Origin of the sequence: Aquimarina megaterium XH134 (genome assembly GCF_000520975.1) — a bacterium.
GTDB lineage: Bacteria > Bacteroidota > Bacteroidia > Flavobacteriales > Flavobacteriaceae > Aquimarina > Aquimarina megaterium.
In genome coordinates, this window is the sequence record NZ_JACB01000001.1 from 1 (window position 1) to 18208 (window position 18208).

The following is an 18208-nucleotide window of genomic DNA, read 5'->3' on the forward strand; positions in this document are numbered from 1 at the left end:
AGACGCTAGCGGGAGCGGGGGCCAAAAAAGACAAATTAATTATGAAAAAAATAGTTGTAATAATTATAATTCTACCATTTCTTAGGTATTTTCCATTAAATTTTAATGAATCATTAAACGATTTTTTTGTTAATAACTCTTTCTATTTATCAATTATAGCAATATTCGCACTAACATTTTTTGCTTTTAAGATTAGAAAAAGAATTACTTATATTGGCTTAGGAATAGTTTTATTTCAAATAGTATTAGGTAATCAAATTCAAAACATTTGCAATTATACAGTTATCGAAATCAATAAAGGGAAACAAGTAAAGGATTTTAACAATCCATTTTTAGGAATGAAAATGAAACTAGGAGAAAATAACGCTGTTTTCGATTATGAAAATTATTTCTCCTCATACAAATCGTTGTTATTTGAAAAATCGCACGGCATAAAAGATGAAGACTTAAAAAATGATGAATTAAATTTTGAACTAACCGATGTTATTAAAATATATAATAATGATTGGTATTTAATAAGAGTAGATTGAAGGTAGTGTCAGTAATAGGTCAAACTAGTGCCCCGCCCCTGATGGCGCGGATTTGCAATCCGTGAAACATACCATAACAAAAAACAGTCACTTAATAATGTGACTGTTTTTATCTAAAGAATATAGTATACTTATTCTTTACCATTAATGGATAGCCATTGCTGCATACATTATATTTAGCACATAACATTGCGGGCATAAAAAAAACGGAACGGGTTCTGGTTGTCTGTCATCACCTCCCCCATTGATTTTGGATAATTCTTTTCTATCTAACTTCTTGAAATTTTTAAGATTGTTCATAATCAATTTGTTTTTGTTTACACATTTTTATAGAACGCTTAACCTGCATTTCTAAGCATAGTATAAACCTAATAACAAAATGTTTTTTGAATGTCCGAAATGTTTGAATTTCAAAAAATTCGGACTTTTTAGCGAGCGCTTCTATAGATATCAATTATAATTCTTGCGAAGTTGCGTAGCTTTGACAGCAGATTTAAGGTACAGATCCGTGCTATTTTTTTAACTCCATAATCTTTTTATCAAAGATCGGTTTACGTAAGAAGTACCATTTTAGCCTAAAACCAAATTCTTTATATTCAAAACCTGCTGCTGTAGCCGAAGCAATATTACTATACTTGCCATATATACCTGCTTTAAATCGTTCTGAAAACCGATATCCAAATTTTCCTTCTGCTCTAAAAGTAGATGAACCCGGGTCGTCTTCTACAAATTGTCGACCCAAAGCTGCACTTGCATTATAAAACCACTTTTTTTGTGGGTCACTTACCACTTCTGCAAATAGCTCTCCTAAATTAAATCGTGCAGGACTAAAATAAATTACAGGCACTTGATTCTTAAAAGAAAGGTATTGATAATTAATACCTACTTTTAAAACAGGTCGTTGCAGTACCGTATAGTATAAAGAGGTAAAAAGTAGATTTCTGCTATTATCATCGGTTTGAGAAGTATAGATATACTGGGTATACCACCCCAAATTAAAATTGGTCCCCAGGTTATAATTCAAAAAGTAATTGTTCATTACAATCTCCCGGTTTAATAAATCTGCATTAAAATTTTGCAACTCTCTTTTATATCCAACATCTAAGTTTTGAAGTTTAAAAGGTTTTGTCTTTACTATCGCCTCGGCAACTAATTCTGTATATTCGGTTGTAAATCCATCGGCATTAGTGATTCCTATTTTGGATTGTAGAGAAACTTTTCCATTAAATTTATATACTCCCCCCAGCCAAAAATCATGAGAAGTGGCTTCATTTTTGGTTACTGTATTTTTTGTAGTTCTATAATCGTATTGAATCTCTGATTTGAATTTGGCAGACAGAGGAATCTCGGTCTTTACTGTAATATTTACAGCTTCATTATCTCCGTTATCAAAAGTGAACGCTGTTTTCTCTTCGATAAATGGGGTATGTGATTTCTTTAACGTCTTTATCAATTTTTCTGCATCTTGTTGCTTTGGGTAGTATTCTAATGTTTTAAAGGCATATGTATAGGACTTCATATCCTCCCCCACAGCTCTATATGCATTTGCTATTCCTAAATTACCATCAAAAGATCCCTTATCTTTTTCTAATATCGTATCGTATTTTTGAAGACTGGTTTTAAAATTACTGGTATACATCCCATGAGTAGCCTGTAAAGCCAGTACTCTTGGGTGATCTGGATATAACTGCTGTAATCGGGCTATATCTTCTTTTGCTACGGCAAATTTCCTGTTCCATAATAGCGCTTGTATATATCGTTCTCGTGTAGATAAGTAGAGTTCTTTATCTTCTTTAAACTTTTTTACTTTATGCATCGCCATACCAGCTATAGTTAATGCTTTTTTCTCTTTATGTCTTTTATGCGCTACAAGAGCCAGGCCATTTAGCGATATAATACTATCCTTAGGATTAACTGCCAAAGCAGTATATGCTTTTTCTGCATGATCTAAGTCATTAGTCATGAGATACAGGTTTGCTTTGTTTAACTGGGTATCCTTATCATTAGGAAAATCAATTAGGTTTTGATCTAATAATGCAATGGCCTCATCATATTTTTTGTCTTGTGCAATGGTATTGGCATACCCAAGACGAATATATTTGCGCGATAACAGAGCATTGGGATTTCCTTCTTGTAATTGTAATGCATTGTTAACCATCTTTAATGCATTTTCATATTTTTTGAGATTAGAAAGTGTATTTGCGTACCCCAATACTGCAGGAAAGCTTTTACTATCTTCTTTAATCAATTTTTCATAAAACGTTTCAGCTTTGGCAAACTCGCTATTCCAGAGTAGTGATTCGGCATAATTTAGTTTAATTTCGAAATCATCTGGATATTCTTTTTTTAGCCCTGTAAAAATAGATACCGCCTGTTGCGAATCTCCTAGTAACCCCACTGCTCTTCCGTAACACAAACGTGCTGTTTTGTTATCGGGATATTGTTTTAGAATTTTATCAAAAAAAGATTTTGCCTTATCATATTTACCGGTTTCTAAATACGTAAACCCTTCTTGCATATCTTGTGCAAATAGAAGTGAAAATGAAAACAAAAATATAAGGCTAATAAAAAATGACTTTAGGTGCATTATTTTGTGTAATAGTTGATTAACATCGTTAAAGTAAGAATAACTAAAAAAACAGCAGTCAAAAACTTAATAAGTTTTATAAAAATAATATCTCTACCCTGGATTCATTTAACAAAAAATGTATCGACGTTAACATAATTTTAAATAATTAAGGAGTAAAACAGGGGAAAAACCCCCTTTTTTTAACATTAAAATAATCGAAAAATCATTTTTTTCTTTAACATTTGTAGTATTTTACCTTCTTTTTTAAATCAAAAAATGTTAAAATTTCAGTAAAAAATGTCGATTAATCGACGAAATACACTGTTTTTGGCATTTGCGTAAATATTTTGTGGTTTTACCATAACCAAATTTCAAAAACCAGTATTACTTTTACAACGAGTTGATAACTAGCGCTTAGCATCAATTCGAGATTACAGTAAATTCGTCAAAATGTAAAATAGTCTTCAAAAATCCCCAGAAGAATGTTTAACATGTTTTAAAAGATTAAGGTCTAAAAAAATAATAAAGACCAGTATTAAAAAACCAATACTTCTACTACCCCGGAAGTATGTCCCAAAATCTAAAAAAAATGACGAAAATTACCGGAATTATTATCCCATGCTATAATGAATATAATAGACTGGATCAAAAAAAGTTTTGCGATTTCTTAAGCAAAAATTCTAACTACCACTTATGTTTTGTAAATGACGGCAGTTCTGATGACACTTTAAAAATGTTGTGCGAGCTCAAAGAGTTTGATCCACAAAGGATAGCAGTACTTGATCTCGAACATAACCAAGGTAAGGCTACCGCAGTACAAACCGGAGCAAACTACCTGGCAGATATAGACATTATAGAAAATATTGCTTTTCTTGATGCCGACCTTTCTACATCATTAGAAGAAATGGACAACTTAGTAAAGAAACTAAATAGTGATCCAAAACTAACCATGGTTTTTGGTTCTAGAAAAGCAGCCGAAGCAAACAATATTGAAAGAAATATAATTAGAAAGCTCTTATCAAACTTTGTTGGATTCTTTATCCGATTTATTCTTCAGCTTCCTATTAAAGATACACAGTGTGGTGCAAAAGTATTTAAGAAAAGTATCATCGAAAATGTATATAGCCAACGATTTATAAGCAGATGGCTATTTGATATCGAAATCTTTCTTCGATTAAAAAAACATGTAGGGTTAAAAGATCTGTTAAACTGTATTAGTGAAGAACCACTAGATAGTTGGATTGAAGTAGAAGGCTCTAAAATAACATTAAAAGATTCTTTTCTTATCCCGATCAATCTATTAATGATTTGGTTTAGCTACTTCAAAATTAAAACAAATAGCAAAAGTGCCTCAGATATTTTCAACCTTAAAACAAACTACTATATGGTAAGATAACTACTTTTCTTCTTTAGCAAAATTTAATTCAAAATCTATTTTAACTATCAAAAAAACGTCTGTATTAGTTTTAATACATACGACCAGTATATACTATGAAAAAGATCATTATCCTTTTGATAATTCTCCTAGCGAATATTACGTATGCCCAACAATCTTTTGATTGTAACGAGGGAAAATTTTATCAGGTAATTTCTGGAGCATTACGATCATACGACCCGATAACAGGAACATACTCAGACCCTCTTCATACGCATACAGCGTACAATGCGGGAGGATATAACCCTGTAGATAACTTTTTATATGCAATTAGAAATAGCGATAAGCATTTATTACGTATCGGAACAGACATGGTAGTAGATCTAGGCGCTGTGGCCCAAAACGGAGGTGTTTCTTTTGGTGGTGGTTATGCTGCCGATGTAGATAGCGAAGGAAATCTATGGGTTTTTCAAAACGCACTCGACAAACAATCTTTTCATAAGATTACCAATCTTCAAAGCTATGATGGTTCTTCATCTCCTACATTTGAGATTGTAGTATCTGATCAGGCTTCACCAAGTACTTGTGCAGATATCGTATTTATAGATGGTAATCTATATGGCGGTAGCAAAGGAAATGTGTATAAATGGGATCTTACAACAGCTACACCTGCTTTTAGCTATAAGTCTGTTACAGATTTACCTAGTCATACATTTGGTGCGTGTTATACCGACACCAGTAACCGATTATATGTATCTAGTAATAAAGGTGGATTGTATTTAGTAAATGACTATGAGTCTGCTACTCCTTATGCTACATTATTAAACAATACAGAAGTAACAAATTCTAATGATGGCTTTAAATGTGCAGTTGGAGTATCTCCTATAGACGCTGATAAAGATGAAGTATTAGATCCTTTTGATAAAGATACCGATGGTGACGGAATCCCTGATGTTGTAGAAGGTGGTGGAATAGACCCATATGGAGACGATGACTCTGATGGAATTTTTAATTACCTGGATCCGGATTTTGGTAACACCTGTAATAGTGGAGTGTCTTTGGCTTTTGATACTGATCGTGACGGAGTTCCTAATGCATTGGATCTTGATAGTGATAACGATGGGATATTTGATATCGTTGAAGCCGGACTAGGAAGTTATGACACCAATGGAGATGGTTTTTTTAATTCTGAAGATGATAATTTTGTGGATTCTGATCTTGATGGAATTGCAGACATAGTAGACGTTGATCAAACCGGAGTTGCCTTCTACCCTACCGATACCGATGGTGACTTAATTTATGATCCATACGATATTGATGCAGATCAAGACGGTATTATTGATCTTATCGAAGGGCAAAACAGCGCAAGTTTCGTAACCCTTTCTGGTTCTGATCAGGATAGAGATGGTATGGACGATGCTTTTGATCCAGATCATGGTGGTACTCCCCAAGGATATGTAAATACTGATGGTACTGATAATCCAGACTTTATGGATACCGATTCTAATAATGATGGAACTTTGGATACTGTAGATGGGTATGATACTAACAGTGATGGTACTGCTGATACAGTTGCCGCAGGAAATGATTTTGATCAGGATGGCTTAGATGATAATTTTGATTTAAAAGAAACTGTATTTGATTCTGATAACGGAAACCAAACTCCAAGCAGTTTTCCTGTACTAAGTATCGGTCAGCGATACCAATATCCAGGAACATACAATAGTAACGGAACGCCAGACTATCTGGGAACAAACGAAACACTCGCTTCTGATTATCTCACACGAATCGATAACGCATTACCAGAAGGAAACTCTGTACCAAATCTTAACCCGAATTATATCTACTCGGGATATGACACCAATGTTATTATTGAAAGTACAACGAATGTTTCTGTAACTTTTATTGGTGAAAACACAAATTATAAAAATACACTAGGTTTTTATACCTATGATATCAATAGTCCTTCTGCTGCGGCTCCTAGCCCAGAAGATATAACTATTGTATTTCCTAATGCTTCTAAAACAGGTAGTAATGGTGAATTAAATGCTGGTAACACTGTAAACATAGGAAGTTTTGCAGCAGATACTGGTATTGGCTGGGTATTACTTGTAAACGGTTGGAATGGTAGCACCGTAGACTCTGGGTTATGGCAAATCTATTCTAATCCTGATTACAATCCAGAATGTGATGAAGCCCTACGACCACATAATATCTTGCTTGCTGATACGGCAAATGAGAGTATCGTACTTGGTTTTGAAGATATTAGAAGAGATTATCCGGGAGCAGATCACGATTTTAATGATGTTCTTTTTCATATCAAAGCTGATCAATACTCCTCCTTAAAAACTACAAACATCCCAGAATTAACAGAAGAAGGTGTTGTAACTTCTGGAAACGACGGTGGATTAGAAAGTAATGGTGACCTGGCTAGTTTAATTGCCAAAAGAAATTTTTTAAGATCAAAAACGAACAACGTATACAATCAAAAGAAATTACAGAAACGTTTCGCTCCAGGTCAAAAATCATACAAGTCTGGTAATAACCAAGATTTAAGTATTTATTTCCCAACAACCGGTGCTACAGGAACAGAAACATCTTTTGTTTCTAGCCCAGACGATCTAATTGGTATAACCAATGCTACAGCGGTATTTTCGATAGACTACTACAATCAAAATAAGAGAGTTGGAGCTGCCCTGGCTATGGCAACCAAAGGATCTGTTTATGATCATTCTAAAACGATCTGTGACAGACTTAATGGTTCTGTATTAGAAGATATAAGAACATTAACGATTCGAAATCATACTTTGGTAAATACCAAAATCAGAAGAGTTACCGGAGAAGTTGAACAAGCCTTACATTTTTCTGTAAGAATAGATGAGTTTCAAAATGAATTATATAGCTTATGGAATATCGATCAATATCCAGAAGGCGACTACCTTAACTTCCAGATTTGGGGTGGTTCTATCCCACAGGTAGCAACTATCGCAAATACGATTATCGATAAATTGATCGAACAAAAATCATTAGGTAAAACTTTTATCCCCAATAATATCCCATCTGTATTTGTACAAAAAGGATTTTATAGAGATGGTAAACTTGTTCTGGATATTGTAAATAAATCAGAAGTAAGTCAGTTCAATTTCAGAGGAAACAAAAGAATTACCGAACTTTCTAAAGAAGAACTAATTACCAAAACGATATCCTTATCTGGTAAATATCAAGAAACTATTACTGTAGAAACCGGATACTTATTTGATATTGGATTTGCAATTACGGGAGATAATCCCAATACAGCAGATGTATTATACCTGGCAGATGGTCCATGGGGTATCGATTTTCTTGAGCAGGGAGCTACTGTATTTAATTTTGAAATCATAAAAAATAAAAACAGTGACACGCAAGAAGGGCATTATCAAGTAGAACGAGATGCCAAAGTAAGTGGTAACCTTAAAGAAACCGTGAACTTGTTTAGAAATATTCTTGGTGGTGATCTAACCCTAAATGTTTCTGAGTATGATGCAGTTGAGTTTGAATTATATACAGATAGAGATGTAGAAGTAATTTTAGTAACCAAAGATCTTGTAAACTGGAATGACAGACTTAGATATACCATAAAAGCAAGTGATACAAAAGAAACATATACCATTCCTTTTTCAGAGTTTTCGAGTAAAGCAAAACAAAGTGTTTCTATCGATGAGTTAAGAAGTGTGGTATTTTCTATTCAGGGTGATTACCAAAGCTTTGTTCTTTTTAATCTAGAAGTTGCTAAACTTGCTTTTACCAAGGAGAAAGAAAATACCGATGACACTACCGATGAGGAAGATAGTGATGCTACAATTATTAATAATGATGATATCGAGGACATTGCGCTAACCACAGATAATAATACTGTTATACATAATTCTCCTAACCCATTCAGGACACAAACAACGATCAAAATGCCTACAGTAAATCAAAAAATTACAATTTCTGTAATCGATATGCTGGGTAGAGTTGTACAAAAAGAAGAGTTAGGAAGTGTAGCAGCCCCATCGGATACTTTTACGTTTACTGCCAAGAATTTACAGCAAGGAGTGTATAAGTATATTATTAGAGGAGATGACTTTAAGAAAAGATACGAGGGAAGTTTTTTAATACAATAGCAATAGTTAATAAAAACCACTATACTACCTAAAAAAACAGGTGGTATAGTGGCTTTATAAAAAAGAGATTTTTTTTAGAATAAAATGTAAAGGTTGGAAAATTAAAAACTAACTTTATGAATATGATTCTTAATACTGCTTTAAAAAAATTGAGTGCTGAACAAAAATTTATGATCAGCGTTATCATTGTTAATGGAGGAAACTATCTATATAACCTGATATTAGGAAGAATCTTAGGTCCCGAACAATTTGCAGATGCAGCATTATTAATTACTTTTCTTTTGGTTTTATCGTTTATAGCGATGACATTTCAGCTATCTACCGCCAAATTCTCTGTTCTTTTTGAGGATTCAATATTTAAAAGTTTTATTAATATTATTTATAAATATTCAAGTAGTATCGGGGTTGTCTTTGGTGCACTCTTAGTTATTTTTTCCAAACAACTTCAGTTACTTTTTAATACTCAATCTTCTGCTATGTTTACCATTTTTGGGATTGGTGTCCCTATTTATTTTATAATGAGTGTTAACAGAGGAGTGTTTCAGGGCAGTAAAAAGTTTGACAGCCTTGCAATTACCTACCAGGGAGAGATGCTAAGCAGATTGGTTATTACTCTTATTTTAATTTACACCTTAGGTTTACAATCTTCTATTTTAGTTGCTTTGGGTATTGCAATTTCTTTTTTGTTTGGGTTGCTACCCTTTCGTTCTCAAGATATAGAGATCACAAAAAAACATAAACTACCATCTGCAGAATCTAAATATATCATTAAGTTTTTCTTACTAACAGCTTTCTATGAGCTTACTCAAATCATAATCAACAATAGTGACATCCTGATGGTTAAACATTATTTTGAAACTTATGAGGCAGGTCTATATGCATCCTTAGCATTGATTGGCAGAGTCGTTTATTTTGTTGCCTGGATGTTTGTAATGTTACTATTACCCAAAGTGGTAGAAAAACAAAAAGAAGGAGAATCTCATGCTCCTATCTTGTTTAAGTATGTGTTCTATATCACATTGCTTTCGGCTTCAATTGTTCTGGGGTGTTACCTATTTCCCGAATTCGTGATCAATATCATGTTTGGCTCAGAATATTTAAGTGTTGCGCCACTACTGTGGAAATATGCAATCGCAACTTCGCTTTTTGCTATTTCTAACATTTTTGCCTATTATTTTTTATCCTTAGATCAATATATACCAGTTGTATTATCGGCGTTACTTGGGGTTTCGCAAGTGGTACTTATCATATTCTTTCACGACACATTATCTGATATTGTTATTATGCAAATAATAGCAATGGCTATTCTTCTCATATTTCAGGTCTTCTTTTTTTTAAGCTATCAGAAGATATCTAAAAAAGGCTCAACGAACAATTAAATCAATTCATCGAAGGATACTTGCAACTCAACAGATTTAGCGTAGAGATGCAAAAAAAATGATCCATCTTTGAAATAATAACAACCTACAAAACAAGAAGTTATGGCTTTACAAATTACTAAAAACCAAGGGATTTTTGAAATTAAAGGAAGTATTGTGGCAGAAAATACCAAATCGCTACAGCATCATTTTGAGAAGTTATTATTCAATTCTGATAAAGTGATATTGTGTATTGATAAGGTTAAAAAAATTGATGCTTCAGGTGTTAGAGTATTGACCAAATTATTTAGAAGTGCTATGGAAAGTAACAAGATTTTTTACATCATTGGAAAAGAAAACAAAAAAATAAGTAATGCTTTTGGTAAAGTAAGTTACATACTAAGAAGTGATTTCGTATAAAACATAACCCCCAAATATAAAATATCATGAAACTACAAATAATAAATACCTCAGGAACATTTGAAATCGTAGGAAACTTTACTTTGGATAATACAGAATTAGTAAAAGATCATTTTAACTACTTATTAGATCATTATGAAGAAGTAGTCATGTCTTTAAAAAAAGTAAAAAAAATCGACAAAAAAGCAATAAAAGTTTTAAAAGAAATCTATGCAAAAGCCAATAGAAGAAGTAAAATACTTTTTGTTTTAGGAAAAGAAAATAATGTAATAGCAAACGCTTTCAAAAAAAATAAAGCAGATCATATTTTTAGAGAAAATTACTAACCTCTAGTTATATAAGTTTTGTATCTGTAACACACACAAAACTCTTTCTAATCGACAACATTATAGTTATTCTTCTTATGTTTCAGTTGTTTTTGTTGTCAGGTTATTATAAATTGTAGTTTATTATATTAAAAAAGTAAAGACGTACCCCATTCGTCCTAAAATCTTGAAACCTGTTAACCAACAAGATTTCTACTCGATTTTAATTCGTCTCTGTCTGTTTCTAAAAAAGAATACAAAATTCAACAGATGAAATTAGCAATTGTAACGGCGTATCCGCCTAGTAAGGTGACTTTAAATGAATATGCATACCACCTGGTAAAACATTTTAGACAACATGCCGAGGTATCTGAGCTTGTTTTATTAACCGATGTATCTCCCAAAGATGCCGATACCGTTTTTGAAGAACAAGGATGTAATGTAGTCGTTAAACAATGTTGGAAATTTAATAGTTATAGTAATATCTTCTCTGTTATGAAAGCTATTAAACAAACGCGTCCAGATGCAGTATTGTTCAATCTTCAGTTTATGAAATTTGGTGACAAAAAAATAGCTGCAGCGCTTGGTTTATTATTACCCAAACGTTGTGTCTTTAACAACATACCCACAATAGTTCTATTACATAATATTATGGAGCAAGTAGATCTTGAAAGCTCTGGGTTTACAAAAAATAAAGTTTTACAAAAAATCTATAATGTTATAGGAACAACACTCACCCGGTTTATTTTATCTGCCGATATTGTTGCTGTTACCATTGACAAGTATGTTCACATCTTAAAAGCAAAATATAAAACCGAAAATGTAGTACAGATTCCTCATGGGACGTTTGAGTTACCTGAAGAACCAAAATACACGCTTCCCGAAGGCCCACTGCAGATTATGACTTTTGGTAAATTTGGCACCTACAAGAAAGTAGAAATTATGATTGAAGCGATAGAAAAAATACGATCCAGAACAAATATTGATTTAGAGATTGTAATTGCCGGAACAGACAATCCTAATGTTATTGGGTATTTGCAATCGATGAAAGAAAAATATGCAGATGTACCTCAACTCACTTTTACCGGTTATGTAGAAGAAGCAGATGTACCTCGAATCTTTGCAGAAAGTGCAATGGTCGTATTTCCTTATACCTCTACAACAGGAAGTTCTGGAGTATTACATCAGGCAGGAAGTTACGGCAAAGCAGTGGTTATGCCAGATTTGGGAGATCTAAGTTTATTAGTAAAAGACGAAGGCTACCAGGGGGAGTTCTTTAATCCAGAAAGTGTAGACAGTCTGGCTGATGCAATAGAAAAAATAGTATTGGATCCTGCATATCGCACTGCTTTGGGGCAAGCAAATTATAAGGCAGCAACTGCCCTACCAATGAGTAAAATCACAGCAATGTATTTAGAGCAGTTTAATGCTATCAAAAAAAGTAAAGCACGCAAAATTGAAAAGACATACAAAGGGGCTTCTTTATAAAAATACTTCTGCCGATATACTGGCAGGATTGCCCCAAACTTAATGATTTGTCATAACTGTAAAAACACTTGTACGAGATACAAGTGTTTTTTTATTTATTTATGTACTCAAAAGCAGGTTTCTTGTTGCCATCACGATCTATAAATCCAAAGTGTTTTTGCTTATGTTTTCGCCAGGGCAGCTTGCCTACCACAGTACTAGGCACCTCATCAAAATCATATAAGGTCCAGGAGAGATAATGGATATTATCTTGCTTAATAATCTCTTGAAATTGTTTATAATAATTAGCTTGCCCTTTTTCTGAGGGACCGAAAGGGCTCCAAAACCCTCTATTAGAGGATAATCCAAATTCTTGTAAAACCATAGGTTTCTCAATTTTTGCTCTCATTGCAGTATACGCTTCAGAAAAGGTATCGATATCCAGATAATAATGAAAAGAAATAATATCTACTTCATTTTGTAGTAAGTCAGCAGATGCTGTATCAGACCACCCGATTGTTACCAAATGATTAGGGTCAAATTGTTTGATCTGGTAGATCATTTCTTTTAGCCAGGCCAATACATTTTCTTTTCCTCTGGTATCAAAATCCAGATTAGGTTCGTTCTTTATATCCCAGGCAAGGATAGCATTATGATTTGTAAAAACACTTACAATTTGTTCTGCATGACGATGAGTTAATGTCCAATCCAATACAGAGTAATCTCCATAAAAGTCAAATAGTGTAACAATAACTTTAAGGTTTTTGGCTTCTGCTTTATCTAATACTTGTTTAAGTTTTTCTAATTTTTCAGCTTCTACTTTAGCTTTGCCAAAAACTTCATAGGGTATAAAAATTCGTATCGTATTTAAGCCTGCGTTCTTAATAATATCGAAATCTGTAGCAATCACATTAATATCATAATCATCACCAAACATATCCCATGGTGTTTTCTGTGGGTAATAATTAATCCCTTTGATCTGGTATTCTTCATCTTCAACAAATATTTTGTTTCCCATAACTTTAACCGACCTATTGGTTTGTGTTACTGGATCTGGTGAATGATTTTTTTCTTTTACCATATGGCGTATTCGCCAAAAACCGTCTTCTAGCATTAACAATACTTGATAGTCAGATTGTAATTTTGTTTCTAATAACAGTTCATGATCATGATAAACCCTTTGATATTCTTTTACACCAGTATCTGTTATAACTGCTAATTGGCCATCTGCACTATAAAAATCTAGTGCTACATTATGAGTAGTTGTTGTGCTATGTATAGCAATATTTTTTTCTTTGTTTGATATTAGTGATGCAAAAATGTGTTTTCGTGCACTTTTGGTATAATAATCGTCTATTCCTTTTGGGGTATTAGTTTGATATGCTGTATTACGTATATACCATGCGTTAAGGTAATCTTGTTCTATTTCTAGCAGTGTTTGTTTTTCTATAGGTCGCCCGGGATTGATAGTATCTTTCCATTTTAATTTAGGTAAATACACTTGTTCTTTATGCAAAGCCAGATGTAGCATCGAGCTTCGATCTGCTCCCGTAGTAAGATAGGATAATGTCTGACTGATACCAAAAAGCATTAGTATAATAACTCCAACAAAGGAAATAATGATGAATGACCTATATATATTTCTATTCCAACCCATCATTTTAGTGTTATATTCTTAAATTCTTTTTGTATTCCTAAAGCTTTGATCTGCATATCGTAATTTCCTGAAGCATAGAACCCATCTTGTAACAGGAATCTAACCAACCCATGTGAAGAAGTTTTAACTTTGGTATCTATTTTTTGATTATCCTTAAAAATATCCATCTTTACTATGGTACCGTCGGGGATTAATTGTTCCATAAAACTTATCAGGGGTCCAATAGTAATCTCTCTATTATTGTTGTCAAATTTCACTTCAAAATCATCCAAAACCTGGGTATACGCTATGGTTAGTATATTGCTCTCTGCCATGCCCGGCACATAGGCTTTAATCTGCCACGTATCTTTATGATCGGGATGCAAAATTTTACCTACTGCCTGACCATTAACTGTACTTCCCTGTGTATGTAATAGCTGCCCTTTTTCATCTTTAATTACAAATTTTACAAGAGAACCATCACTTACTATATTACCATATTCATCCTTTATGATAGATGTAATAATCTCGGTAATTTGATTACCATCTGCATATGCATGTTTTCGATTACTTCTAATCTCAAAATTTTGTGGCAGTGAAGGATATACCTCAACAGAAAATTCCTTAGAAACTGTTTCGCCAACCTTCGAAAACAACAATATTCGCCCTGATTGATCATAAGAAAATATGTTTGCCCAACCGATCATATCTTTGCTCTGTAATATCCTTTCTTTTTCTATATCTAAAAATTGATGCCTAATCAATACTGCAGTACTATCCGGCAATGGATTATCAAAAGAATCTGTAGGAACGATAATTTGCATGGTATAATCTTCTCCCCCCGCTATGATACTAGGAGGTCCTATATAGGATTCTAAATGTACTTTTGTTTTGGTATTAGATATAATACGTATTTCGCCTTCATATAAACTCCCCGACTCACCAAGTAAGGTATACGATACTAACCCTTTTTTCTTAGCCATAAACTCTGGAACGGTAAAACGAGCTGTATCATGTGTATCGGGATCGATCACATTGCTGCCAAAAGAGGAATGTATAAAAAGTTGAGTTCGAACAGATGTATTAAGCTTAAAATCTAACACAATAGGATTTCCTGCTTCAAATACTCTTTCTTTGGTTACTAACACTGTAGAAATTCCATCTTGTGTTTTTAGAACAGTCGTAAAAGCAATACTTATAGCACAAATTAATGCTCCCAAAAACAATAGAATGATATGTTTCTTTTTTAGCTTCATTAGTTTGGTGCTCCGATATAGGTATTAATTTCAAACTTAATATAACTAAATCCTTTTCCTTCTATTGGTATAAATTGTACCGATTGGTGTTCAACTTTTCTGCTAGGAACTACTTTATTACTAATTAAAGTATTTAATAACCCATTTACAAAAACGTTCTTCAAATCTTTACTAATAGTTTGTACGCCTGATAAATCCAATAACTGATAATCAAAATATTGTTTGCGTTGTGGGCGAATACCTTCTGGTAAATATTGATGATCGACCCACACTAGCTCATGATCTTTATTGTAATAGGAAACTAATAGTAAAGGAACGGTAACCTCTTCTAGCCCGGAGTTAAACAAGACTCCTTCTACATGATCATTTTTTATAGAAAGCTCATTTATGGCAACGCCTTTATATAAATCTACTGTGGTTACATTTCCTGCACATTGCAAATTAAATTTAGCAGGCTTTTCATCAAATTTCATTGCTGTGAACTGATCGGGGTCAAACGTTTTTGGTTTATGATCTTCTTTATTTATCCAGGCAATTCCTTCAAAATTAATACGGAAACTCGTAATTTCCTTAGGCATTAATTTATGTTTCATTTGGTGTTTGGCATTATACCTAGCTAACTTTTCATCTTTACTATTATACAATGTACCAGTGATTACAACATCGGCTGGTATATTATCAACATTTTGTATTTCGCCTATCAGGCTATATTGATCACTACATTCAACAATTTTTGCTGATAGTACCTCTAATACAGGTTGTTTAAGAACATCTTCATGATAGGTCTGTTCTGAACTAATTCTACGTCTTCCATGATTATAAAAAGCCGTGATGTTTTCTGCAAACAACTGATCAGGAGGAATATCTAAATCATATGGCAATGGTTTTACATACCACTTATTATGATATTTCACCAACTCATGATAGAATGTTTTATCTATTATTTCTAATGGAGTGATCCAATGTGTAATGGCTTTAACTCTGGCAGTACTATCTGTTTGAGTAGTAATACTTACATTAATTGCATCCATTTTGGCATACGAACTCAATAAACCATCTGTTACGGCAACCTCTAACATATATTGATCGACCGTCTTATCACTTTTTGGATCCAGATAAGAATATGCTCTTTTAAATTCTTTAAAATCTAATGCATCATAATATGCTTCTGTTACATTAACGGGACTTATTTGTTTTACATTTTTTATATATATCAAATAAGAACCATACCCTATAATAATTAACATTAGGAACCCCCATAGGTAAGATGCTTTAAAAACTGATTTTTGAAATTCCTTATAGTGTACTCCAAACTTAAAATATACAGGAAAACTCTTATGCTTAGCTTTTAAAGCGTGTATCCATATCAACTGTACATTAATAATAAATGCTAGTAATACAGTGCATATCGGAATCAAACCCCACATTAATTTTTGAAACATAGGAACATCCTCTTTGGGTAAAATACTGGATAGCGGAGGAACATTTAACTTTTCCCAAACCATAATCCCATTTTCTAATTGCCGCAACCTCTGCCAACCACAGAAATACAAAATAGGGTCATAAAACTTATCGTTAGAAAACACATATTTTAAATTATATTTCTCGGGAACCGTAAGAAATTGTTGCAGAGAACCAATGCCTTCTACACCTCTAAATTTTGAATTTTCTAGTCGTTCTACTGCCCTGGTCGTTAGCTCGGGTAATCTCCTTGCAGAGTGATAATTGCCATCAACCGTCATTGCATTAGTTTGAGCAGAAAGCCACGCCATCTGATCTCCAAACCCCAAAGGAAGGTATCTCCAGTGATCGTGTTGATCCTGGCTTAAAAAATTTAAGATGGGTAACATTTTGATTTTTTGTGGCTGCGAAGGTCTAAAATACCCAAGACTCATGGTAAAAAGTGTCATAAAAACAAGAACTGCGGTAAATAGCCCCCCCAAAATCCTATGATAGACACCTCCGTATTTTTCTTGAATCTTTTCTTTTAAATCACCTTCTATAAATCGATAACCAAATTCGCCAAACATGGGTAAAGCCATAATAGAAGCCCATAGGGTAAACCTGTCTAATGTAAGAATATTAAACGCATTGTCTCCCAACATCATTCTGGGGATTGGCGTTGTCCCCCCTGTTCCTAATATCGTTAAAAGCGTTATCGATAATCCAAAAAACAAATATCGTTTACTGTAAAATCGATACCATATATAGGGTAATAAGAATAGCAAAACGCCCCACGGTATCAAAAAGAACACTAATCCCGATGAAGTGACTTCGAGAAAATTATCTCTAGATCCATGTGGTATGGGGACTTGAGTAATTGGGTTATTCTTAGTATTAATCCAATACGGAAGAATACAAACAATGATAAGTAGTAGTGATCCAAAACCAAAACCTACAATTCTTTTAAAAAGTGAAAGAAAGCTTTGTAAAAACAGTAAAAACCTAATTTCTTTATACGAACCTACCTTTTCTCTAGAAACATCCATGATTACCATACCAATTAACGGAAAAATGAAAAATACCATTCCAAAAATTGGGGTTACATGATGAGAAGTCACTGTAACTGCTATTAGACTCAAAGCATTTAATAAATATTTATATTTTCCGATTTTAAGCCATAGATAAATTTCGGGTAACGCATGCAACAGGATAGACAATCCTATAATACTGGGTAATTGTCCAAAAATATGTAGTGTTTCTATAAAAGCGGAAGAGAACACTGCAAGTATAGCTGTGTATCCTGCAACTTTTCTATTAGAGGTAAGCACTAAGGCAAAACGATATATTCCTGTAATAAAAAGAATGATAGCTATAATAGCTACAGTAAACAAACCAAATTTAAGCCCACCAATATAAGAGAACAATCCAATACTTTGATGCACTAATGGTGGATATCCCATTACTGTAAACCCCGTATACCAACTATAGTTCCAGGGTTCGAACCAATTATTGGCATAATGATTTCCAAAAAATAGATGAATTAATGCATCATATGTAGACTCTAGCGTAAAAAAAATGGTGGTACCATGAAAAACCACTCCGATGAGTAATGCACTTATCAAATACTTATTTGTGGTTTTATCCATAAAGACTCGCCATAGTTTTCGATTTAAATATACGATAAAGGTTTCGGTTTAGAACAAG

12 protein-coding genes are annotated in these 18208 nt (G+C 33.3%); 7 read left to right on the forward strand and 5 right to left on the reverse strand.

Features of this window, described 5'->3' with window-relative positions; genetic code table 11:
* Positions 1 to 530 (forward strand): hypothetical protein (locus tag Z053_RS27585; protein WP_035094499.1); only part of this gene is annotated, 530 nt, incomplete at its 5' end.
* 144 nt (positions 531 to 674) lie between these two features.
* Here the strand turns inward: Z053_RS27585 and Z053_RS31005 are convergent.
* Together Z053_RS31005 and Z053_RS0100010 are read right to left on the reverse strand one after the other, a co-directional pair.
* Positions 675 to 830: a bacteriocin-like protein gene (locus Z053_RS31005; protein WP_152538227.1), complete on the reverse strand. Its 156-nt coding sequence runs from the start codon at positions 828 to 830 to the stop codon at positions 675 to 677.
* Positions 831 to 1041: 211 nt separating this feature from the next.
* Positions 1042 to 3081 (reverse strand): tetratricopeptide repeat protein, encoded by a 2040-nt coding sequence (locus tag Z053_RS0100010; protein WP_316930153.1) that lies wholly within the window; start codon positions 3079 to 3081, stop codon positions 1042 to 1044.
* Positions 3082 to 3688: 607 nt separating this feature from the next.
* Between Z053_RS0100010 and Z053_RS0100015 the strand changes: the two genes are divergently transcribed.
* The 6 genes from Z053_RS0100015 to Z053_RS0100040 all read left to right on the forward strand — a co-directional run bounded on the left by Z053_RS0100015 (position 3689) and on the right by Z053_RS0100040 (position 12190).
* Complete coding sequence (locus tag Z053_RS0100015) at positions 3689 to 4495, forward strand: glycosyltransferase (protein WP_035094503.1); 807 nt, start codon at positions 3689 to 3691, stop codon at positions 4493 to 4495.
* A 95-nt stretch (positions 4496 to 4590) separates the two neighbouring features.
* Positions 4591 to 8619, forward strand: a complete 4029-nt coding sequence (locus Z053_RS0100020; protein WP_025662979.1) for a DUF6923 family protein — start codon at positions 4591 to 4593, stop codon at positions 8617 to 8619.
* A gap of 116 nt (positions 8620 to 8735) precedes the next feature.
* On the forward strand, positions 8736 to 9998 hold the full coding sequence (locus tag Z053_RS0100025; RefSeq protein WP_370540748.1) for an oligosaccharide flippase family protein: 1263 nt from the start codon (positions 8736 to 8738) through the stop codon (positions 9996 to 9998).
* A gap of 102 nt (positions 9999 to 10100) precedes the next feature.
* On the forward strand, positions 10101 to 10397 hold the full coding sequence (locus Z053_RS0100030) for an STAS domain-containing protein (protein WP_025662981.1): 297 nt from the start codon (positions 10101 to 10103) through the stop codon (positions 10395 to 10397).
* 26 nt (positions 10398 to 10423) lie between these two features.
* Entirely contained in the window at positions 10424 to 10723 is a 300-nt protein-coding gene (locus Z053_RS0100035) for a hypothetical protein (RefSeq protein ID WP_025662982.1), read from the forward strand.
* Positions 10724 to 10972: 249 nt separating this feature from the next.
* Complete coding sequence (locus Z053_RS0100040; RefSeq protein WP_025662983.1) at positions 10973 to 12190, forward strand: glycosyltransferase; 1218 nt, start codon at positions 10973 to 10975, stop codon at positions 12188 to 12190.
* A gap of 91 nt (positions 12191 to 12281) precedes the next feature.
* On the opposite strand, the gene Z053_RS0100045 is transcribed toward Z053_RS0100040, so the two are convergent.
* The 3 genes from Z053_RS0100045 to Z053_RS0100055 are packed head-to-tail and all read right to left on the reverse strand — an operon-like array spanning position 12282 to position 18150.
* Entirely contained in the window at positions 12282 to 13829 is a 1548-nt protein-coding gene (locus Z053_RS0100045) for a cellulase family glycosylhydrolase (RefSeq protein WP_025662984.1), read from the reverse strand.
* Entirely contained in the window at positions 13826 to 15061 is a 1236-nt protein-coding gene (locus tag Z053_RS0100050) for a hypothetical protein (protein ID WP_025662985.1), read from the reverse strand. The genes Z053_RS0100045 and Z053_RS0100050 overlap by 4 nt, the downstream gene beginning before the upstream one ends.
* Positions 15061 to 18150 carry a membrane protein gene (locus tag Z053_RS0100055; protein WP_025662986.1) on the reverse strand — a complete coding sequence of 1030 codons (3090 nt, stop codon included), beginning with the start codon at positions 18148 to 18150 and terminating at the stop codon, positions 15061 to 15063. Before Z053_RS0100055 ends, Z053_RS0100050 begins: the two co-directional genes overlap by 1 nt.
* Between the last annotated feature and the right edge of the window lie 58 nt (positions 18151 to 18208).